The sequence below is a fragment of the Desulfobacula toluolica Tol2 genome (assembly GCF_000307105.1).
GTDB lineage: Bacteria > Desulfobacterota > Desulfobacteria > Desulfobacterales > Desulfobacteraceae > Desulfobacula > Desulfobacula toluolica.
Map to the genome: position 1 here is coordinate 2,966,540 of NC_018645.1, position 19,577 is coordinate 2,986,116.

The 19,577-nt window shown below is 43.4% G+C and carries 14 protein-coding genes; 6 read left to right on the plus strand and 8 right to left on the minus strand.

All coding sequences use genetic code 11. The features are described from left to right. Positions 1 to 4: 4 nt before the first annotated feature. From TOL2_RS13575 to TOL2_RS13590, 4 genes are all read left to right on the plus strand, one after another. Positions 5 to 1,714 (plus strand): caspase family protein, encoded by a 1,710-nt coding sequence (locus TOL2_RS13575; protein ID WP_014957995.1) that lies wholly within the window; start codon positions 5 to 7, stop codon positions 1,712 to 1,714. A gap of 27 nt (positions 1,715 to 1,741) precedes the next feature. Continuing rightward, positions 1,742 to 2,110 carry a four helix bundle protein gene (locus TOL2_RS13580; protein WP_014957996.1) on the plus strand — a complete coding sequence of 123 codons (369 nt, stop codon included), beginning with the start codon at positions 1,742 to 1,744 and terminating at the stop codon, positions 2,108 to 2,110. Positions 2,111 to 2,251: 141 nt separating this feature from the next. Further along, positions 2,252 to 5,269 carry a caspase family protein gene (locus TOL2_RS13585; protein ID WP_014957997.1) on the plus strand — a complete coding sequence of 1,006 codons (3,018 nt, stop codon included), beginning with the start codon at positions 2,252 to 2,254 and terminating at the stop codon, positions 5,267 to 5,269. Between the two features lie 134 nt (positions 5,270 to 5,403). Further along, on the plus strand, positions 5,404 to 8,430 hold the full coding sequence (locus TOL2_RS13590; protein WP_014957998.1) for a caspase family protein: 3,027 nt from the start codon (positions 5,404 to 5,406) through the stop codon (positions 8,428 to 8,430). A gap of 254 nt (positions 8,431 to 8,684) precedes the next feature. Here TOL2_RS13590 and TOL2_RS13595 read toward each other — a convergent pair whose 3' ends face one another. The 7 genes from TOL2_RS13595 to TOL2_RS13625 all read right to left on the minus strand — a co-directional run bounded on the left by TOL2_RS13595 (position 8,685) and on the right by TOL2_RS13625 (position 14,360). Then, on the minus strand, positions 8,685 to 9,491 hold the full coding sequence (locus TOL2_RS13595; protein ID WP_014957999.1) for a lytic transglycosylase domain-containing protein: 807 nt from the start codon (positions 9,489 to 9,491) through the stop codon (positions 8,685 to 8,687). A 13-nt stretch (positions 9,492 to 9,504) separates the two neighbouring features. After that, positions 9,505 to 10,431 (minus strand): hypothetical protein, encoded by a 927-nt coding sequence (locus TOL2_RS13600; protein ID WP_014958000.1) that lies wholly within the window; start codon positions 10,429 to 10,431, stop codon positions 9,505 to 9,507. Beyond that, the gene (locus TOL2_RS13605; RefSeq protein ID WP_014958001.1) at positions 10,412 to 11,161 is read right to left on the minus strand and encodes a hypothetical protein; all 750 of its coding nucleotides are present in this window, start codon (positions 11,159 to 11,161) and stop codon (positions 10,412 to 10,414) included. Before TOL2_RS13605 ends, TOL2_RS13600 begins: the two co-directional genes overlap by 20 nt. A gap of 6 nt (positions 11,162 to 11,167) precedes the next feature. Beyond that, positions 11,168 to 11,773, minus strand: coding sequence for a hypothetical protein (locus TOL2_RS13610; protein ID WP_014958002.1), 606 nt, complete (start codon positions 11,771 to 11,773; stop codon positions 11,168 to 11,170). 58 nt (positions 11,774 to 11,831) lie between these two features. Continuing rightward, entirely contained in the window at positions 11,832 to 12,728 is an 897-nt protein-coding gene (locus tag TOL2_RS13615) for a hypothetical protein (protein ID WP_014958003.1), read from the minus strand. Between the two features lie 85 nt (positions 12,729 to 12,813). Next, positions 12,814 to 13,422, minus strand: coding sequence for an anti-sigma factor (locus TOL2_RS13620; protein ID WP_014958004.1), 609 nt, complete (start codon positions 13,420 to 13,422; stop codon positions 12,814 to 12,816). Positions 13,423 to 13,589: 167 nt separating this feature from the next. Beyond that, positions 13,590 to 14,360: a sigma-70 family RNA polymerase sigma factor gene (locus TOL2_RS13625; RefSeq protein WP_014958005.1), complete on the minus strand. Its 771-nt coding sequence runs from the start codon at positions 14,358 to 14,360 to the stop codon at positions 13,590 to 13,592. Between the two features lie 249 nt (positions 14,361 to 14,609). On the opposite strand from TOL2_RS13625, the gene TOL2_RS13630 reads away from it, so the two are divergent. Then, positions 14,610 to 16,256: a hypothetical protein gene (locus tag TOL2_RS13630; protein WP_014958006.1), complete on the plus strand. Its 1,647-nt coding sequence runs from the start codon at positions 14,610 to 14,612 to the stop codon at positions 16,254 to 16,256. A gap of 210 nt (positions 16,257 to 16,466) precedes the next feature. Continuing rightward, positions 16,467 to 17,072, plus strand: coding sequence for a hypothetical protein (locus tag TOL2_RS13635; RefSeq protein ID WP_014958007.1), 606 nt, complete (start codon positions 16,467 to 16,469; stop codon positions 17,070 to 17,072). Between the two features lie 151 nt (positions 17,073 to 17,223). Here the strand turns inward: TOL2_RS13635 and TOL2_RS13640 are convergent, their stop codons facing one another. Continuing rightward, positions 17,224 to 19,395: an SUMF1/EgtB/PvdO family nonheme iron enzyme gene (locus TOL2_RS13640; protein ID WP_232507943.1), complete on the minus strand. Its 2,172-nt coding sequence runs from the start codon at positions 19,393 to 19,395 to the stop codon at positions 17,224 to 17,226. Positions 19,396 to 19,577: the final 182 nt, after the last annotated feature.

Sequence of the window (19,577 nt, forward strand, 5' to 3'; positions counted from 1 at the left end):
TGATATGTTTAAAATAATAATTTTTGTTTTGGTTTTTTGGAGTTCTGTTTTACTATACCTTACCCCGCCGCCGGTCATTGCGGCCAGCCATGCCCTTCTGATTGGCATCCGGGACTATGCCGAGGCAAAAGATCTGGAAGGGCCGGTAAACGATGTTGCCGCCTTAGAAGAGTTGTTGACCCGGACGTATGGTTTTTCAAATGAAAACATCGTAACCCTGACCGACCGGCAAGCTACCCGGGCCAACATTCTTTTTGAACTGAGTGATTTTTCAAACAAGACCGACAGGGGTGATTTTATTTTTATTTACTTCAGCGGTCATGGTACAAGCCCCTGGAATTCATCAGAAAAAAAATGGGGAGATGATCCTTTTACAGGCGGGCTTCTGCCATATGACTATAGCAATACCGGCACATTGAAACAGTGTCTGGACCGGCTGATTATCGGCAATCGGGATATCAGGCCCATATTAACGCAACTGGATAAAGACCGTCAGATATTTGCGGTGTTTGATGCCTGTTATTCCCAGTACAGTGTTCGGGCCATTGCAAGTCTTGACAATCAGCCGCCCATGAAAATCTCCAAACATGAAGCTATGCGACCCACAAAAGATTTTGCCGATGACCTGATGGGTAATGCAGAAGATGAACCAACAAAATTTGAGCTGTCTGCCGCATCTGCCTATCCCTACAGAAATACCCTGTACATCTCTGCATCCGGCAAAAATGAAAAAGCCATAGATATCCCATTGGGTGCGATTAATGCCAAAGTATCTGAAACGGTTGATGGAAAACCCCATGGCGCACTGACCAACAGACTGCTGCAAGGGCTGCAAAGCGGGTGTGCGGATACTGATAATAATAATGCCGTATCCTATGGAGAATTATACGCATATTTAAAACATCATGTATTTGAAGAGTTTTCACACACTCCCCAGATCTCTTCCCCGGAACAAGACAACCTTATGTTGAATGCTGCTGTTTTTGCCGATAAAAGAAGGACACCCATTGACAAATCCTGCCGGCAATATCAACCCAGCTCAAGTTTAAAAATAAAACTGCCCTCCCGCTCCGGCAGCATTTGTAAAAAACTGTCTTCCTTTGAAAATATTGAAGTCGTATCCCGGAATTTTGATATCCGGGTCGGCCGGGCAGAAAACGGGTATGTCCTGTTTCTGCCCAACGGGCAGCCGATCCTGCGCCAGCCTGTCACCGATAATGAGCAATTGGTAAAACTCATCGCAAGGCGTGGGCTTTTAAAGGATCTGGTAAACCATCAATATTCCACAAGTGATTTTAATATTTTTGCCGACCTTATCACCCCGTCCGGCGTACTGCCAGAGGGCACGGATATAGGGTTCCGTTTTCGAACCGAGGCTGACTGCTATCTTTTCATGGTGAATATTGATTCCGCAGGTGAAATAACAGTGCTGTACCCATATAAAACCCAGGAACTGGGCCGGATCAACGCCGGTAAAGAGCTTTTACTCAATGACTTCGGAGAAATCAGCGGGCCTGATTTCGGTTTGGAAATTATCAAAACTTTTGCCTTTAAAAAGTTGCCTGCCACCCTTTCTAAAATAATGGGCCAATCTTTTTACCCGAATGACCCTGTTTTTGATGAAATGATGCAGATGATCCGGCAGGCCAGGCAAGGGGCAACGGCTGTTATCCATGCCCAGACTTGTGGTTTGGATGATTTGGTTTCTAATTAATTGAGAATTGTGAATGGATAATTGAGAATGGGTGGAATGCGGGAGAATGCTGTTTTAGAAAAGAGTTTCGATTTTGCGGTAAGAATTGTAAATTTAAATAAGCATCTTGTTTCAAGAAAAAAAGAGTTTGTATTGTCAAAGCAGGTTTTACGAAGTGGTACGGCTATTGGTGCTATGGTTCGGGAAGCACAACATGCGGAAAGCAATGCGGATTTTATCCACAAATTATCCATTGCACTCAAAGAAGCCAATGAAACCGATTATTGGCTTTTATTGCTGAATAGAACTCAATATATCCAAGCAGATCAATTCATATCACTTAAAAACGACATGGAAGAATTATTAAAACTATTGATATCCATTATCAAATCAGCAAAAAAAAGGGGCAATGGTTAATTGAGAATGGATAATTGAGAATGGATAATTGAGAATTAAGGACGAAAATCCATCTTTAGTTTTTTGATGGAGAATGGAAGAATTATTAAAACTTTTGATATCCGATACTGTATCAGCAAAAAAAGACAGGAAATAAAATAAATGAAAATAAACACACCCGAATCACCCATACACAACCCCCAATTTTCCATTATAAAATGGATATCTTCCACAATTATCCATTATCAATTCTCCATTCTAAATTATAAATTGGTAAACTTCCTTAATTCTCAATTATCCATTATCAATTCTCAATTATTAATTGTATTGCTGATTTCGCTGCTAATATCAGCACCCAAAGCCTTTGCCAACGCCCCCACATCCAAGCCCATGCTCAGGCTGAACACAAACATGCACGCAGCAATGGTGAAAAGAATCAGCAGCGACGCTGCCGGTCGGGTTTTCCTGACCTGCAGTGACGATAAAACCGCCAGGCTCTGGAACGCCGATGACGGCAGACTGATAAAAACCTTTCGAGTACCCGTGGGAAAAGGACATGAAGGAAAACTGTTTGCCTGCGCCCTTTCTTCCGACGGCAGGACCGCTGCTGTCGGGGGGTGGACACGAGGCAGCGATCAGAATTCAGGGAATCATAACATCTACCTTTTCAACACTGCAACCGGAGAGATGATCCAGCGGATTGCCGGTATGGAAAATGTGATTTTAGACCTTGAATTTTACTCCAACACAATTTTTGCCGCCGCCCTTGGCAGGGATCAGGGCATACGGATCTTTAAACGATCAGGTCCTGAATTCACCCTGTACAAACAAGACACCGACTATGGATCAAATTCTTACAACCTGGCGTTTGACAACAAGGGCAGGCTTGCATCCGTATGTTTTGACGGATATATCCGCCTATATGACACCGCCTTTAACCGGATTGAAAAAGTAAAAACAACTGGCGGGAAGCAGCCGTATTCCATTGCCTTTTCCTTGGACAATGAAAAACTTGCCGTGGGATACAATGACTCTGGAACTGTGGAAGTGTTCAGCGCAAAAAACCTTGAACTTCTTTACCGCCCGGACAACAAGGATGCCGATACCAGGGATCAAAGGCTTGAGTCAGTCACCTTTGGCCAAGGCGGGTATCTTTACGGGGGCGGGGCTTATCAAAAATTCATTGACGGTGCCTGGTGGCAGTGCATCCGCAGATGGTCCAAGGACGGCAAAGGGGCTTTTATTGATTTTAAGGCGGCAGGTAACACGGTCATAGACATCAAACCCCTTGCCGACGGGTCCATTCTGGTGGCAGGCACTCAGCCGGATATGGGCAGGTATAAACCTGCGGGAGAAAAGATTTTTTATAACCGGGGAGAAGTGTCGGATTTTAGAAATAGAGACAGGGTTGAATATTTCACCATCAGCCATGATGCCGGTGAAATATCCTTCAAACCCTTGGGTGGAAAAGCCCTTACCTTCAGCATCAAAACCAGGGAACTCAAACCGTCTGATCAACGCTTTGAACACTACCGGGATCAATACAAAACCATAACTATAACAGACTGGGAAAATTCATATTCCCCCAGAATCAACGGCAAAAAAACAGATTTTCTTGATCAATACGAAATTTGCCGCAGTGTGGATATCGGGGATGACAACACCATCCTGGTGGGTGCGCAATGGTCGGTTTCTGCCCTGGATGCCGCCGGGAATCAAAAATGGCGGGCACAGGTTCCGGGTGAGGCATGGAGCGTCAACATTGCAGGAAACGGCAAAACAGCCGTGGCAGCCCATGACGGCGGACAAATCCGCTGGTATCGCATGAGCGACGGGGCAGTGCTGCTGTCTTTGTTTGTTCATGCCGACGGCAAACGCTGGATTCTTTCCACCCCGGACGGGTATTATGATGCGTCGCCCGGGGCTGATACTCTCATGGGCTGGCATATCAATAACGGCAAGGACAATGCCCCGGGCTTTTATCCGGTTTCAAAGTTTGCATCAAAGCTTTACCGGCCCGATGTGGTTGAAAATGTCATCACCTACAACGATTTTGACAAGGCACTGGCCCATGCCGATAAAAACAGGAAAAACAAACCCGTAAATCTGGATATCCGTCAGATGCTTCCCCCTGTGGTTTCAATCATGTCGCCGCAAAACAACCATGAGATCTCATCCAACACCGTGCAGGTCCGGTACAGGGTGCAAACCCCGTCCGGAGAAGCAGTCACCCATGTCAAGGTGTTGATCGACGGCAGGCCCACAGGTCAAAGAGGCATCCAGCGGAAAAAAACAAAAGGCACTGCGGAAATAACCATCACAATTCCTTCAAAGGACTGCACCCTGTCCATTATTGCGGAAAACAGGTTCTGCGCCAGTGACCCTGCAACAGTGAAGCTGCACTGGAAAGGCCAAGACGCGTTTGTCATCAAACCCAAACTCTATGTACTGGCCATGGGGGTCAGCCGATATCAGGAAAAAAACCTTGTCTTGAGATACGCAGCAAAGGATGCAAGGGATTTTACCCGGGCACTGGAGGCATTGCAAAAGCAAAAAGAGTCTTTGTACCGTGATGTCGTGGTCAAGCTGCTTGCAGATGCGGATGCCACCAAAGACAATATCCTGGACGGCCTGGACTGGATTTTAAAAGAAACAACCGATAAAGACATTGCCATGGTTTTCCTGGCCGGTCACGGGGTCAATGATGACTACGGCACCTATTATTATCTGCCCCAGAATGCAAATACGCAAAAACTCAAACGTACAGGGGTTGCCGGCAGCGAAATCCAAAGCACGGTTTCCAACATTGCCGGCAAGGCCCTGTTTTTCATGGATACCTGTTTCAGCGGCAATGTGCTGGGACGCAGAGGAGGTGCCATGGATACCACCGCCATTGTCAACGAGCTGTCCCATACGGAAAACGGGGTCATCGTGTTTGCTTCCTCCTCGGGCAGACAATACAGCCTTGAAGACAGCGGATGGGGCAATGGGGCTTTTACCAAGGCCCTGGTGGAAGGATTATCCGGCAAAGCAGCTTACAGAGGCAAAAAAATCACGGTAAACATGCTGGATCTGTATATCTCGGAACGGGTCAAAGAACTGACCAACGGCAGGCAAACCCCTACTACTGCTAAGCCTGATACTGTTCCTGATTTTCCGATTGCATTTAAGGGCAATTGAGAATTGTGAATGGATAATTGAGAATTGAGGAGGACGAAGCTCCATTTTGGTTTTTTTTAATGGAGAATGGAAGAATTATTAAAATTATTGATATCCGGTATTGAATCAGCAAAAAAAGACAGGAGATAAAATAAATGAGAATGAACACACCTGAATCACCCATACACAACCCCCAATTCTCCATTATAAAATGGATATCTTCCACAATTTTCCATTATCAATTCTCAATTATAAATTATAAAATGTCCAACTTCCTTAATTCTCAATTATCCATTATCAATTCTCAATTATTAATTGTATTGCTGATTTCGCTGCTAATAGCAGCACCCAAAGCCTTTGCCAACGCCCCCACATCCAAGCCCATGCTCAGGCTGAACACGAACATGCACTCAGCAATAGTGAGAAGAATCAGCAGCGACGCTGCCGGTCGGGTTATCCTGACCTGCAGTGACGATAAAACCGCCAGGCTCTGGAACGCCGATGACGGCAGACTGATAAAAACCTTTAGGGTACCCGTGGGAAAAGGACATGAAGGAAAACTGTTTGCCTGCGCCCTTTCTTCAGACGGCAGGACCGCTGCTGTCGGAGGGTGGACACGAGGCAGCGATCAGAATTCAGGGAATCATAACATCTACCTTTTCAACACTGCAACCGGAGAGATGATCCAGCGGATTGCCGGTATGGAAAATGTGATTAACGACCTTGAGTTTTACTCCAACACAATTTTTGCCGCCGCCCTTGGCAGGGATCAGGGCATACGGATCTTTAAACGATCAGGCCCTGAATTCACCCTGTACAAACAAGACACCGACTATGGATCAGATTCTTACAACCTGGCGTTTGACAACAAGGGCAGGCTTGCATCCGTATGTTTTGACGGATATATCCGCCTATATGACACCGCCTTTAACCGGATTAAAAAAGTAAAAACAAGTGGCGGGAAGCAGCCATATTCCATTGCCTTTTCCTTGGACAATGAAAAACTTGCCGTGGGATACAATGACTCTGGAACTGTGGAAGTGTTCAGCGCAAAAAACCTTGAACTTCTTTACCGCCCGGATAACAAGGATGCCGATACCTGGGATAAAAGGCTTTTTTCTCTCACTTTTGGCCAGGGCAGGTATCTTTACGGAGGCGGGTCTTATAAGAAAATTATTGACGGTGTCTGGTGGAATTGCATCCGCAGATGGTCCAAAGACGGCAAAGGGGCTTTTATCGATTTTAAGGCGGCAGGTAACTTGGTCATTGACATCAAACCCCTTGCCGACAAGTCCATCCTGGTAGCAGGTACTCAACCGGATATGGGCAGGTATAAACCTGCGGGAGAAAAGATTTTTTATAACCGGGGAGAAGTGTCGAATTTTAGAAATAGAGACCGGTTTGAATATTTCACCATCAGCCATGATGCCGGTGAAATCTCATTCAAACCCTTGGTTGGAAAAGCCCTTACCTTCAGCATCAAAACCAGGGAACTCAAACCGTCTGATCAACGCTTTGAACACTACCGGGATCAATACAAAACCATAACTATAACAGACTGGAAAGATTCATATTCCCCAAAAATCAACGGCAAAAAAACAAATTTTCTTGATCAATATGAAATGAGCCGCAGTGTGGATATCGGGGATGACAACACCATCCTGGTGGGTGCGAGCTTTTTTGTTTATGCCCTGGATGCCGCCGGGAATCAAAAATGGCGGGCACAGGTTCCGGGTGAGGCATGGAACGTCAACATTGCAGGAAACGGCAAAACAGCCGTGGCAGCCCATGACGGCGGACAAATCCGCTGGTATCGCATGAGCGACGGGGCAGTGCTGCTGTCTTTGTTTGTTCATACCGACGGCAAGCGCTGGATTCTTTCCACCCCGGACGGGTATTATGATGCGTCGCCCGGGGCCGATACTCTCATGGGCTGGCATATCAATAACGGCAAGGACAATGCCCCGGGCTTTTACCCGGTTTCAAAGTTTGCATCAAAGTTTTACCGGCCCGACGTGGTTGAAAACATCATCACCTACAACGACCTTGACAAGGCACTGGCCCATGCCGATAAAAACAGGAAAAACAAACCCGTAAATCTGGATATCCGTCAGATGCTTCCCCCTGTGGTTTCAATCATGTCGCCGCAAAACAACCATGAGATCTCATCCAACACCGTGCAGGTCCGGTACAGGGTGCAAACCCCGTCCGGAGAAGCAGTCACCCATGTCAAGGTGTTGATCGACGGCAGGCCCACGGGTCAAAGAGACATCCAGCGGAAAAAAACAAAAGGCACTGCGGAAATAACCATCACAATTCCTTCAAAGGACTGCACCCTGTCCATTATTGCGGAAAACAGGTTCTGCGCCAGTGACCCTGCAACAGTGAAGCTACGCTGGAAAGGCCAAGACGAATTTGTCATCAAACCCAAACTCTATGTGCTGGCCATGGGAACCTCTCAATATGACGATAAAGATCTGTGCCTGGGCTATCCATCCAAGGACGCCCGGGATATTGCCGCTGTCTTTAAAAACCAGAAAGGCGGTATCTACCGGGATGTGGTGAGTAAAGTTTTTTCCAATCCCACCCGGGACGATGTCATGGACGGCCTGGACTGGATAGAAAAAGAGACTACTGATCTGGATGTGGCGGCTGTGTTCCTGGCAGGCCACGGGTTAAACGACAGGAACGGCAATTATTATTATCTGCCGGCCAATGCCAACCTGGATCGCCTCAAACGTACCGGGGTTTCTTACTCTGCCATAAAAGATACAATCAAGGGGCTTCCGGGCAAAGTGCTTTTCTTTATCGACACCTGTCATTCCGGTAATGTAATGGGAACTAAAGCAAGCGGGGCTAAACAGCGGGGAACACCCGCCGATATTAACCAGATAGCCAATGACCTTTCCACTGCCGAAAACGGTATTGTGGTATTTACTTCATCTTCTGGAAAACAGTATTCCCTGGAAAATGACGCCTGGCAAAACGGTGCTTTTACCAAAGCCCTGGTGGAAGGTCTTTCCGGAAAAGCCGACTATCACAAGGATAAAAAAATCAGTATAAGCGAACTTACACTCTATGTGGCCGAACGGGTAAAAGAACTGACCGGGGGACGACAAACCCCCACTACTTCCAAACCTGATACTATTTCTGATTTTCCTATAGCAGTTAGGGATAATTGAGAATTGAGAATTGAGAATTGAGAATTTAGAATTTAGAATTTAGAATTTAGAATTTAGGACGAAGATCTATTTTGATTTTTTAATGGAGAATGGAAAAGTTATTACCACTATTGATATTCGATACTATATCAGCAAAAAAAGACAGGAAATAAAATAAATGGAAACAAACTCGCCCGAATCACCCATCCCAACCCCCAAATTTTCCATTATAAAATGTCCAACTTCCTTAATTATCAATTCTCCATTATCAATTATCAATTATTTTTAAATCCAAGGTCATTCAAAACCTGAAGGCCGCTATTCAGCTCAGCATCGCTGTTGTAAAGCATGACCACCTGAAACCGTCCCGGGCCAGATCGGAACCAGTCCAGATTAATGGACGATGCCCTGGCCTGGATGGTATCATAAAATCCTTTAGCCCGGTAAGGCTGGTTAAAGGCGATGATTTCCAATTTCTGTTCCGGATAACCAGGTGTAATTTTTATGGGTTTTCCCGCTGGAACGTTTTTTTTCAATATTTTTTCAAGGTGATGGTGGATATAGCCGCTGTACCATTGGGCCCCTTCTGGGATATCATCCACGGAAGGATTTTTTCCAATGGCTCCGGGACCATGGTTGTAACCTGCCAGTGCCAGGTGGATATTATCATCATACCGGTTCATTAGCAGGCGCAGATACTTTGCACCTGCAGCAATATTTTTGCATGGGTCCATAAGGTCTGTCAGTGATGTAATGCCCATATCCTTTGCCGTACCGGGCCATTGAATCTGCATAATTCCATAACAGCTTTTTTTTGACATGGCTTTGGGATTAAAAAAAGACTCGCCTCTTGCCACTGCAAGAACAAGGGAGAAAGGCAGATCATTCTCTTGAGCCGCTTTTTTAAAACAATCTTCATACTGGTAGATTCTATCCGGTTTTTTACTGCTGTCCCCGGCCAGATAATTTTTCCAGGCTTGATTATAATCCCTTTGATCAATTTCCAGACGGGCAAATGCTTTGGGCGCATGGAAAAATAAAAAAAACATGACAAAAAGAACCAGTACGCTACTTGCCTTCATAGTTCAACACTCCTTATTTTTGAATTCTTTCCAGCAGCACACCTCCGGCATCATCAATAACCATATCACCATTTTTATGATTTTCCATGATCCCTGCGATCTGCTTTCCAACAGATTCCGGAAGTGTTACACCCCATTTTACGGTATGATCGCCAAAGGCAGCGACATTTCTGGAAAACGCCATACTAAATAAGGACGGCACAGTGGAAGGCATCATTTCATAATATTTTGTGGGTATGGGAGTGAGTTTAAACACGGGGGTTCCCTTGACATACAATACTTTCCAGGCTTTTTTACCGGCAATACCGTAAAAAGTGACTTTTTTTTGCCGAACCAGACGAGTCAGTGTCTCATCGTTTTTAAAGTGGAGAGAAAATCCAACTTCTTTTGTGTCGCTTTCCACGTCAGAAACTTCATTGTCGGACGGTTTTTCATCAGACTGACTTAAACTTTGCTTTATCTTATCCAGTTCCGCCTTTATTTTATCAAGGTTTTGTTTCTCTTTGTCTGCATCCTGTTGAATCATGGATAACGCTCTTTGATTTTCCCGGATTTCCAGTTTTAGACTGTTTAAACGTGCTTCACTCTTCTTCAACTCCTGTTTTGAATCATCTATGCGCTGGATGATTTGTTTTTGTTTTGTAAGGTCTTTATGTATTGTAACAGCAATAGATGCAATGGCTTGAGTTTTTTGTTTCAAGTCCATAATCTCATTCTTCAGTGCTTTTATCTGATTGGTGAGGGTTTCAGTGCTGACAAGATCGGGCCTGGGATCAGATTTTTGAACCGGGAGAGTTTGAACCAGGGAAAAAATCACCAGAAGGCAGAAACCAAGAATCGCCATGAAACGCATGACGTCAGCCTGCAAAGCATCTGCCTCGTCTGTAGCAGGAGTGTTTAATGAAAGCAGGTATCCTTTTTTACCCTGAAGGAAAGTCATAATCCTCCGCTTTTTTCATACTGTTTTTCGTTTTTTTTGAACCGGACACTCCACCAGACTCGCCGCCTGACACGGCACCGGAAACGGCATCGGAAACGCCATGGGAAAGTATGGAGAGATGATGTTCAATTCTCTCCAGTGTTCCAAGAACGGTTTCAGATTCCACATCTGCTGCTGCATTATAAAAGCTCCGAAGCTCATAGCCCAAAACAAAAGCTTTGCCAACCCGCATGAGATATCCGCCCACCCCACCAAAAATTGTGGTGGAAAGGGCTAAAAGTATACCTCCGTTAACCAGGCGTTCCAATATGGTGAACGCTCCCTGGCTTGCTGCTGTTGCTGCATTCAGGTTTCCCAGCCCGTTCATCAGGGCACCGCGCATACCAATTGCGGTCCATATGACGCCCACCCCGAAAAAAATATTGATCCAGATATCCACGAGATGCTCTTTTTGACTGACTTGAACCAGGGGAGTGGTATTGTTTTTAAGAATCTTTTTCAACTCAAGTAAATCCTTCAGATAAAGAAGAAAAAAAAGGAGAAAAGGAATCATAGAAAGACGCAGGTTATTAAAAGCCCAGTTCAAAAATTTTTGAATATCCGGGAAAAAAGCCACTGAAATAACCACCATACCCTGCATATTCAGCAAATAAATTATGCACAAAGATAGCAGCACCGTTGCCGTAATCCCCAATATCATCCCCTGTATGAATTTTTGATTTTTTCTCATTTCAGATCACATACCTTCAGGATCACATGCCTTACATGTTGAATCAAGGAGAAAAACCATGGTTTCAAACTGTTCATGGGCTTTGTAATAAGTGTCTTTATCTCCTGCAACTTTCAACAGCCCTTTCTCTTTCATGGAAAGTTCCTTTTCCATGTCTTGAATTAATGACTCTTTGTCAGGACAGATGGAGCAGACATTATAATCTGCAGGTAATGCGGCAAACAGAGTGTTAAAATATTGATTATAATATTTTTTTGCCTGTATCTTGGTCAGCAATCCCTCATTGTTGCACCACATAAGAAAATCGCTGAATTTCTCTTTATTGGAGATGTCAGGATCACCCGCACCAATGGTTAACAGATTTTCAAAATAATTTTCAAACTTGTATGTGCAATTTTCAAACCCCAGATCTATTTTCGTCATGGCAATGGCCTGTTCAAGATTGTTCGTTTTCGGCAGGATGCACGAATGGCTGGTAACAGGTTTGGGGTCAGCGGTTTGGCATCCTGTCACCATCATGGCCGACAAAGATAGAGCCAAAAAAATAAACAGGGCTGTACAAATTGTTCCGGTATTGGTTCTTGTATTCCAGGTATTGATTTTTGTACTCATGATATTGTTATCTCCTTGCTGTATTGCATTTATATCAGGTTGCTTTTACTGTTTAGGATTAATACTCCAATGGACTTTTAAAATTTTCAGGAGAGGCAGGGTTTGATGAATCCGGCAGATGGCCTTTTGTATCAATTTCCTCACCAAAGAGTATGGCCTTTACACCGGATACCATGCCTACCATTTCCGGGGTCAATGCACCAAAGGTCTGATTGAGTTCCGTCATCAAGCGGGCTCGCCCGATCTCATCTTGTATTAAAGCAATCAGATTCACTACTTCTTCGGTATCCATATAGATCTCTGAGGCGACTACAGCCAGAGAACCGCCACCTCCAGGCCTTGAAGCCATGGAAACCAGTTCCAGATACTGTTTGAATTTTTCACTGAACCTAAGTCTTCCGGACGTTCTTCTTTTTTCCGTAAGATTTCTTTTCTTTGCATCATCACCATGGATCATCTCCTGAAGCTGTCTTGGAGACATTTTCCGGCCAAGTTCTATCTGTATTCTTTTTTTAAGACTGTTCCGAGTGCCGGCAACAGATTGTTCCATGGCCGGCAGCTGCTCTGAAATTTTATCAAGCATTTCCAGATAAGTTTCTCCCAACTGCCGGGTAAGCTCGGAACATCCCTCATCTGCTTCGGAACCCTCGCATTTGCTGCTATTGAACAATTCCATCTGGGTTTCAAGATCTCTGATAACATCCTGAAGGTTCAATTCCATTGATTTTGCCGCTGCACCAGTCTGTTTAAGGTTTTCAACCACATTGGTGGGAAAAAGCCTTAAAGCCGGTTCATTGGTAGCATATGCTGCTGACTGAAAAATCAGTACCAGTAACAGCAGTAAAAGGCTGTAGCACAAAACATTTGAAATTCTTTTTTCCTGATCATTGTTTTTCCTGGTATAATCGTGATATGGACAATTGATTGAATTAAAATCCTTGATTTTTTCTTTCATTTCATTTTCCTTTAAAATTTTTGAGTTGTGTTAAAAGATGTCACACATGTTTCTATCCGGTATTCAAAAAATTCATACGGACAAATCAGAAAGAGGGATCTCTTTTTTTTACTTTGATATATGCAATCCCCTTTTCAATACGGATTACAACTTCTTCTTCAACCTTAAAAAAAGATTTGGTCTTAAAGTACGCAGACTCCATGACCACTCCATTGAGTTCTCCCACCTCCATTCCTTTTGATTGAAGAATGGATTGAAGATTTTGAATCCTAGCAGGCGTATGCCATTTCACCTCACTGTTTTCCAGCAGCAAAGCCTTAATTTCACTGTCCAGAAGAATAGTAAAATTAAGAATATCAGGATTTCCAATTTTCCTTGAATGGTTATAGAACAAGCCCCCTCCCACGATGATCATCAAAAGAATTGATGCTGCAAGGGAATACAGCGGTTTCATACGCCCCATGTGTGTTTTTTTTATTTTGCTATTCTCAAGTTCAAGGTCTGTAAGAGTATTGTCCAGCAGGTCACTGCACTTTTGACACCGGTTAAGGTGATAAATAATCTTATCTCGATCTGCGTCATATATACGGCCGTCAATAAAAGCCGCCATCTCTTCGTCCGTAATATCACAGTCAGCAGGTGGTGATAAATTTTCCTTGTATGAAGCAAATATTTTTTTTATCCATTTATTCATTTTGACCTCTTTCTTCTTTGATCATAATATGTTTGATCATCATATATCTGATCTTATAATAACTGCCACGCACTGATCGGATATTTAACCCTGGTTTGCCCACAACAAAGCATGAAACTTAAAAATATAGTTTAAAAAAGTTTCATATAAAAACATATACGGACAGATCAAAATTTTCTAATGCCTTTTGAATGTAACGCTTGTTTATATTTTAATAAAAGTTCTTTACGCTTTGTTCTCATTTTAGCCTCTGTGATACCAAGTGTCCGTGCGATACTTTTTAAGGTCATATTGCTGCCATACACTTTATCAATGATGAAACGTTCATTTTCCGTCAGGGTTGACGTAATTTTCGATATAACGGCAAGGGCTGTCGTTCTTTGTTCCAATTCCAGTTGTTCAATTATCTGATCCAATGGATTCAAATTCATAAGATTGTTATTTTTTACAGGGTTATTATTCTTTTTGAAATTTTCATAATATTTTTCAAGCATAACAAATTGAGGATTCTCCCTGCACCTAACTTTGCCAAAGGGTTCAATTTTATGCAAATATTCTTCATAAGTACCTGAAAACAGATTATCCGCCTTGAGAAAATCAAAAGCATCATCATATGTAAATTTTTGCCAACACACATATCTGTACACGGCTTCAGCCCATTTTCCCATTTTTGACACAGCTGCAGGAAAACGTCTTTTGCCATATTTTTTTCGTTTAAAATCAATAACCAGGTTGTTGCAAATCACATTAATGTATGTTGCTGGACTGCTTTTGTTGCAAAACGACCTCAATCGTTTATAATCATTGTCTTTTAACGCATCCATAATATAGTTAAAACATTCATGGCTTTCATTTTCATCTGAAAAATTATACCGGCATTTTTTCTCAATATTTTCAATATTTTTTTTTGATAGTAACTCAGTTGCTGGCTCACTCATAATGGATTTATCCAAATTGTAGGTTCTGAAATTTTGATTACTATATTTTATTGCTGTAAAATTGATCCAATACAATTACAGTAAGTAGATTTAATTATCAAATAAAAAAAGGATATGATTTTTTCTAATGTGTCCGTATAAATTATTATAATATGTCCTTAACTATACTATGGCTGCATTTAAAATGTATCTGTATCACCTGACATTGCAACAGAGGATCATTATTATTATTAACAGGAGAAACAAGACATGAGAACACACCATCAAGCTGAATATCGGGTCATAGCATTAATGACATTCATCATGCTGTCCGGTATCGGATGTACATCCCTTACTACAGGAAACAACAGTATGGACAGAATGCAATCTTCCATACCGCTTTTCACCTGGGTGGACCGGGAACTTGCCCCATATATTGCTCAAAAAATGGGAAAACATCCCAAATTTAAAGGTGAACCTTTTTTTATTGTGGCCATGAAAGGGGATAATATAAAATCTGAAATTGATGATCTTACCCTTCAGATCCGCACCAGGGTTCTGGAGGTACTCAAATCATCTCCGGGTGTGGAAATTGTCTGGCGGCCTTCCGCCAAACCATGGGAACACCACAGAACCCTCCGTGATGTCAACTGCAGTGATATGAGAAAGATTTCTTATTACATTGGCCTTGATATCGGAATGACACCAGTAAATCAGCAGCTCACAGTAAAAGTGGGTGCCCTGAACCCAGGAGAGGAAAAATGGGAGGAAAACTTCTTTGTCTCCTGGAAAGGTAAACCATCTGAAAAAGAACTTGATGCCATGAAACGCAAAAAAACGGATCAATACCTGACAGGACTGCGGCCACAGCCATTCAGGGAGGATCAGCCAGATCTATTTGCCTCCTATCTTGCCCGCAATCTTTCCTGCCTCTTAAAAGAACGCACAATTGATCAGGTTGTCATTTATCCGGAATCAGGAACAAACCATGACATTGCTTTTTTTTCCACTGCCATACCCCTGGTATATAACTATCTTGACAAGTTTAATGAAATCAGAATCACTCAAGACCCGGAATATGCCAATATCATAATAAAAACCCAAGTGCATCAGATCAGCGATACTCTTTATCAATTCTGGGTCTCTGCAAAAGATAAAGAGGGTATTGATACCATGAGGGGGACAAGCACGGAAGCCTATGTATCAATACCTCAAGACTATCGGACAAGACAATCTTCCGGGCAATCTTCCAGTATTGATGAAAGAGAGATTGAAGCGGATATTTCAGAGCCTGCCCAGGATATTTTGCCCGGAAATGAGAGAGACCTGAATGAAAGAGATCTGATGCAAAAACCTCTTATTGAATCCTTTAAAATATTGACCCCTTTGGCTTCAGCCCTGTGCAGCACAAATACGCCCTGGCTTTCCGGGGAAAAAGAATTGACACAAGGGGATGCAATCTCCTCAAACGCTTGTGTGGCTCTGGAACTGATAACGGCCAAAGGGGGGAATATTTATTTTATCAATCAGGATTCCCAAGAAGATTTGACCCTGCTTTTTCCCAATCAATGTGAAGATTTTAAAGAATTTGACAACTACATTTCCCCTGGCAACTCTTTTCGCTTTCCACCCTTTTCCGATCAAGGGGTACAGGCACTTGATCTGTTGGGGATACCGGGTGAGGAGCGGGTATATGTAGTCATTATAAATGAGTCCGGTAAAAACAATCCTCAAATAATCAAATCATTTGAAAGCAGGATCAGGCTTTTAAAGGGGATCTGTGACGAGGATGACTCCAGGTTTTCCAGCAAAGGAGACTACACAAAAGTATCATTGGAAAAATACTTTAAGACAATGCAACAAAAGTATCAGGGACAATTTGACTGGCAGGTAAAAACAATCCGGCATGTTCCATAATAAAATTTATTTGATTTGATGAAAAAAAACAGTCACGGGCATACCTGGTTTTTCATTCAGGTTTGCCCACGACAAAGCATGAAAGTCACACGTTGGTTTTCAAAGACTTTCATATAACGGCCATGGCAGATCACTCTACCACAACAAATAATGAAAGACATTTAATTTAGCAATTTAAAAGTTCTTTCATATAAAAAAAGGAAAAATAATATGAATAGAATATCAGGTATGATCATAGGCAGTATGTTGGCGATCGTATGTATTGTGATTTTTGTTTTCTTTTTTCCAGGCATTGATACCCCCCCAAAAAAAGATATGGTTTCTCCAGGGATAGAAGACTCAGACAAGCTTGTGCAGCAATCAGGCCGACAGGAAATCAGGGCGACTGAAGCGATGGACAGCGATATTGATGGAGCTATCGGCAGTCATGACGTTGATGATTCAGTTGAAAATGATGCAGTTGCAAATATTGAAATACCCATTGACACAAAAGCCAGCATCCCGTTACTTGAATCATCTGTGCAAGATTCCGGGACATCAATTCTTTCCGGTGAAAAAGAAGAACCATTGCAAGTCATGGATGAAGTTTTACAAACCCATGAACAACACATATTTTGGGGACCTTTTCAAACCCGGACATCTGCAACAGGATTTGCCGAACAGATGGAGGAATTGACAGGCATTTCAATGGCGGTGATTGATAAAGGAGGTTATGATTTCCAGATTGCATTTCTTTACAAAAATGAGGAAGAAAAACAGAAAAATATTAAATTAATAGAAGAAAAAAGTCATTTGAGAATCAGGAAATCAGAATAGTCGGGAAACGGGAATTTTTGGTGTCTTCAACTGCTCCTTTTTTTCAGCGCCCGACCGGCATCCGGACCATGATGCCCCGACCCTTCCGCTGCTGCGCCTGCTCCAGGGTACGGGCCATCCTGGCCGGATGCCTTGACCGCTCTGACTGTTTCTACTGCCGGACTTGGGGAAGACAGAGCCGAAAACCCAGGCCACTGAGGCGGCTATCAGCAGAATCCCCGTCACGGTACGCCGCACGCACGCCCCCGGGGCTGCCGAGCCAGCCACCGCCACGGCACACGCGGGAAGACCCACCGGAAATCACCACAGGATTATTACGGCCATGCTTTGAATAGGCATTTTCATCATACACATCTTCGCACCACTCCCAGACATTGCCCAGCATGTCATAAAGGCCGAAATCATTTGGTAAAAAACTACCCACAGGAGCTGCTGCTGCAAACCCGTCATTGCAATTGTGATTCAGCCAGGTAAAATTTGAAAATTGCTTTTTTGAGGTCACATCATGGACATTAGCGTACCTGCATGCCTGGTCAGGACCATCCCCCCAGAACCGTATGGTGGTGGTCCCGCCCCTGGCTGCATACTCCCATTGGGCTTCGGTGGGCAAAACAAAGCTTTGTCCTGCTTCCCGGCCCAACCACTTTGCAAAAGCTTTAGCATAATCCCAGGATATCATCACTAAAGGCTGGTCGCTGCTGTTCAGATTAACACCTTCATACTCTTTGCTGTCATGACCTGATTTAAACCGCCGGTATTGCCCATTGGTCACCTCATATTTTCCCATCCAGAAACCGTCCACACAGACCTCATGGCGGGGAACCTCATCATTATACCATTTTCCATAATTTTCCTTGCCCACTTCTTTTATCAAATACTGCTTTTCCTCTTGGGTCTGCCCCATATTGAAACACCCGCCCGGCACCCAGACAAACTCCATACCGGTGACAGGATCTGTCCAAGTGTCACCGGGACCGGGTTCCGAAGATACCACCCGTTCTTTTTCAAGCTCAACATACAAATCCACCCCTTCTCCTTCGGCAATCCGCACGGTTTGGGTCTTAGGAGCATACCCTGTTTTTGACACCCGTACAGTATATTGCCCTGCCGCAAGTTCCATGCCCTGGACATACCCGGATTTGATGTTAAGGATTTTGATGATGCTGCCGTCGGGCCGGGTGGTGACATAGAGTCTTCCTTTGGTTTCTTTCTTTTCAAAATAAAAGGTCACCATTGCTTTCCGACTGCTGTTCACCCTCACTGTTTTGTCAATGGCATCATATCCTGCAAGCCTTGCTTTGACCCTGTAATCGCCCGGCTCAATACTGTCCATATCCAGCGGGGATCTGCCTTTGAATTTGCCACCAACAAAAATGTCCGCTCCTTCAGGATCGGATATAATGCTCAGTTTGCCTTTGCTGCCAACAATAACATCAGGTGTGGTAATCGTGGTGGTTCCCTGAGCAACAAAAATAAATTCCCCGCCCATGTCTCCGGTTCCCTTGATCGGATTACACAAAGGCGATTGATCTGAATTATTGGCTATGATCGGTGCAATGTCCGTGTAGATCTCCCGGGTGGAAATATAGGGTCTTGTATTTTTTTCCAGTTTTTTGATCAATTGATATGCAAATACGGAATGCCCCCGGCTGCCGGAATCCGAAACCGGGGTTTTATTGCCCGAAGTCATGCCCCACCGGCTTTGTTCATTGTACAGGTTAAGGTAATATTTATCATCTATCACGGTGGGCATGGCCCTGGCCCGGCCAAAAAGAGTGCCGGAATAACATGAATCCGAGATTAACAGAACATGCTTTGATTTTATGTTCTTCATTACTTTTTGAACCATGGTATTATCCAGGTATGTGAAGGGATCTCCGCCTTTGGCATCCACAGGTATCCACCAGCCGTCATTCAACGTCCTGTCAATATCCCCGTGACCGGCATAATAAATAAGGATACTGTCTTCCGGCTTTGCTGTATGGGTAATTTTCCTTAAGGCATTATAAATGGCTTTTTTGGTGGCTTTTTTATCCAGCAGCAGATCTGTTTTCCTGTTTATTTTAAACCCATATCGGTTTTCCAGAATCTCTGCCATTGCCTTTGCATCGTTTAACGGGGTTTTTAAATCATCAATTTTGGGATCATCATAATTTTGGATACCGATAATCAGCGCCCGATAAATACCTAATTTTCCACTTTTATGATTCAGGCTTGAGGTATGTCTGATAATAGACCGGTTGTCCTGACCAAAGCAGATGCTCTGGCAGGCAAGTATGAGTGCGATAATAACCATGGAGAATATGGACTGAAAAAATTTCATCTTGTTTGTCTTCATCCTTATTTTTTTAAAGATATGACCTGTTTTTTACGCCTTCAGGCCTTTGCCCCTGACTATATTCTTTTTAGACGGACATGGAGCAATTATTGTCCCTTTTTATATCTGAACGTATGGAAATTTTTCAAGGAATATTTAAGTTTTATAAAATCAGGAGCGAGAAAAAT

Coding starts and splice junctions, on each gene's coding strand:
- TOL2_RS13605 (WP_014958001.1), bottom strand. CDS start 11,161: ATGAGAAAAAATCAAAAATTCATACAGGGGATGATATTGGGGATTACG.
- TOL2_RS13585 (WP_014957997.1), top strand. CDS start 2,252: ATGAAAATAAACACACCCGAATCACCCATACACAACCCCCAATTTTCC.
- TOL2_RS13595 (WP_014957999.1), bottom strand. CDS start 9,491: ATGAAGGCAAGTAGCGTACTGGTTCTTTTTGTCATGTTTTTTTTATTT.
- TOL2_RS13590 (WP_014957998.1), top strand. CDS start 5,404: ATGAGAATGAACACACCTGAATCACCCATACACAACCCCCAATTCTCC.
- TOL2_RS13580 (WP_014957996.1), top strand. CDS start 1,742: ATGGGTGGAATGCGGGAGAATGCTGTTTTAGAAAAGAGTTTCGATTTT.
- TOL2_RS13635 (WP_014958007.1), top strand. CDS start 16,467: ATGAATAGAATATCAGGTATGATCATAGGCAGTATGTTGGCGATCGTA.
- TOL2_RS13600 (WP_014958000.1), bottom strand. CDS start 10,431: ATGACTTTCCTTCAGGGTAAAAAAGGATACCTGCTTTCATTAAACACT.
- TOL2_RS13625 (WP_014958005.1), bottom strand. CDS start 14,360: ATGAGTGAGCCAGCAACTGAGTTACTATCAAAAAAAAATATTGAAAAT.
- TOL2_RS13575 (WP_014957995.1), top strand. CDS start 5: ATGTTTAAAATAATAATTTTTGTTTTGGTTTTTTGGAGTTCTGTTTTA.
- TOL2_RS13640 (WP_232507943.1), bottom strand. CDS start 19,395: ATGAAATTTTTTCAGTCCATATTCTCCATGGTTATTATCGCACTCATA.
- TOL2_RS13610 (WP_014958002.1), bottom strand. CDS start 11,773: ATGAGTACAAAAATCAATACCTGGAATACAAGAACCAATACCGGAACA.
- TOL2_RS13630 (WP_014958006.1), top strand. CDS start 14,610: ATGAGAACACACCATCAAGCTGAATATCGGGTCATAGCATTAATGACA.
- TOL2_RS13615 (WP_014958003.1), bottom strand. CDS start 12,728: ATGAAAGAAAAAATCAAGGATTTTAATTCAATCAATTGTCCATATCAC.
- TOL2_RS13620 (WP_014958004.1), bottom strand. CDS start 13,422: ATGAATAAATGGATAAAAAAAATATTTGCTTCATACAAGGAAAATTTA.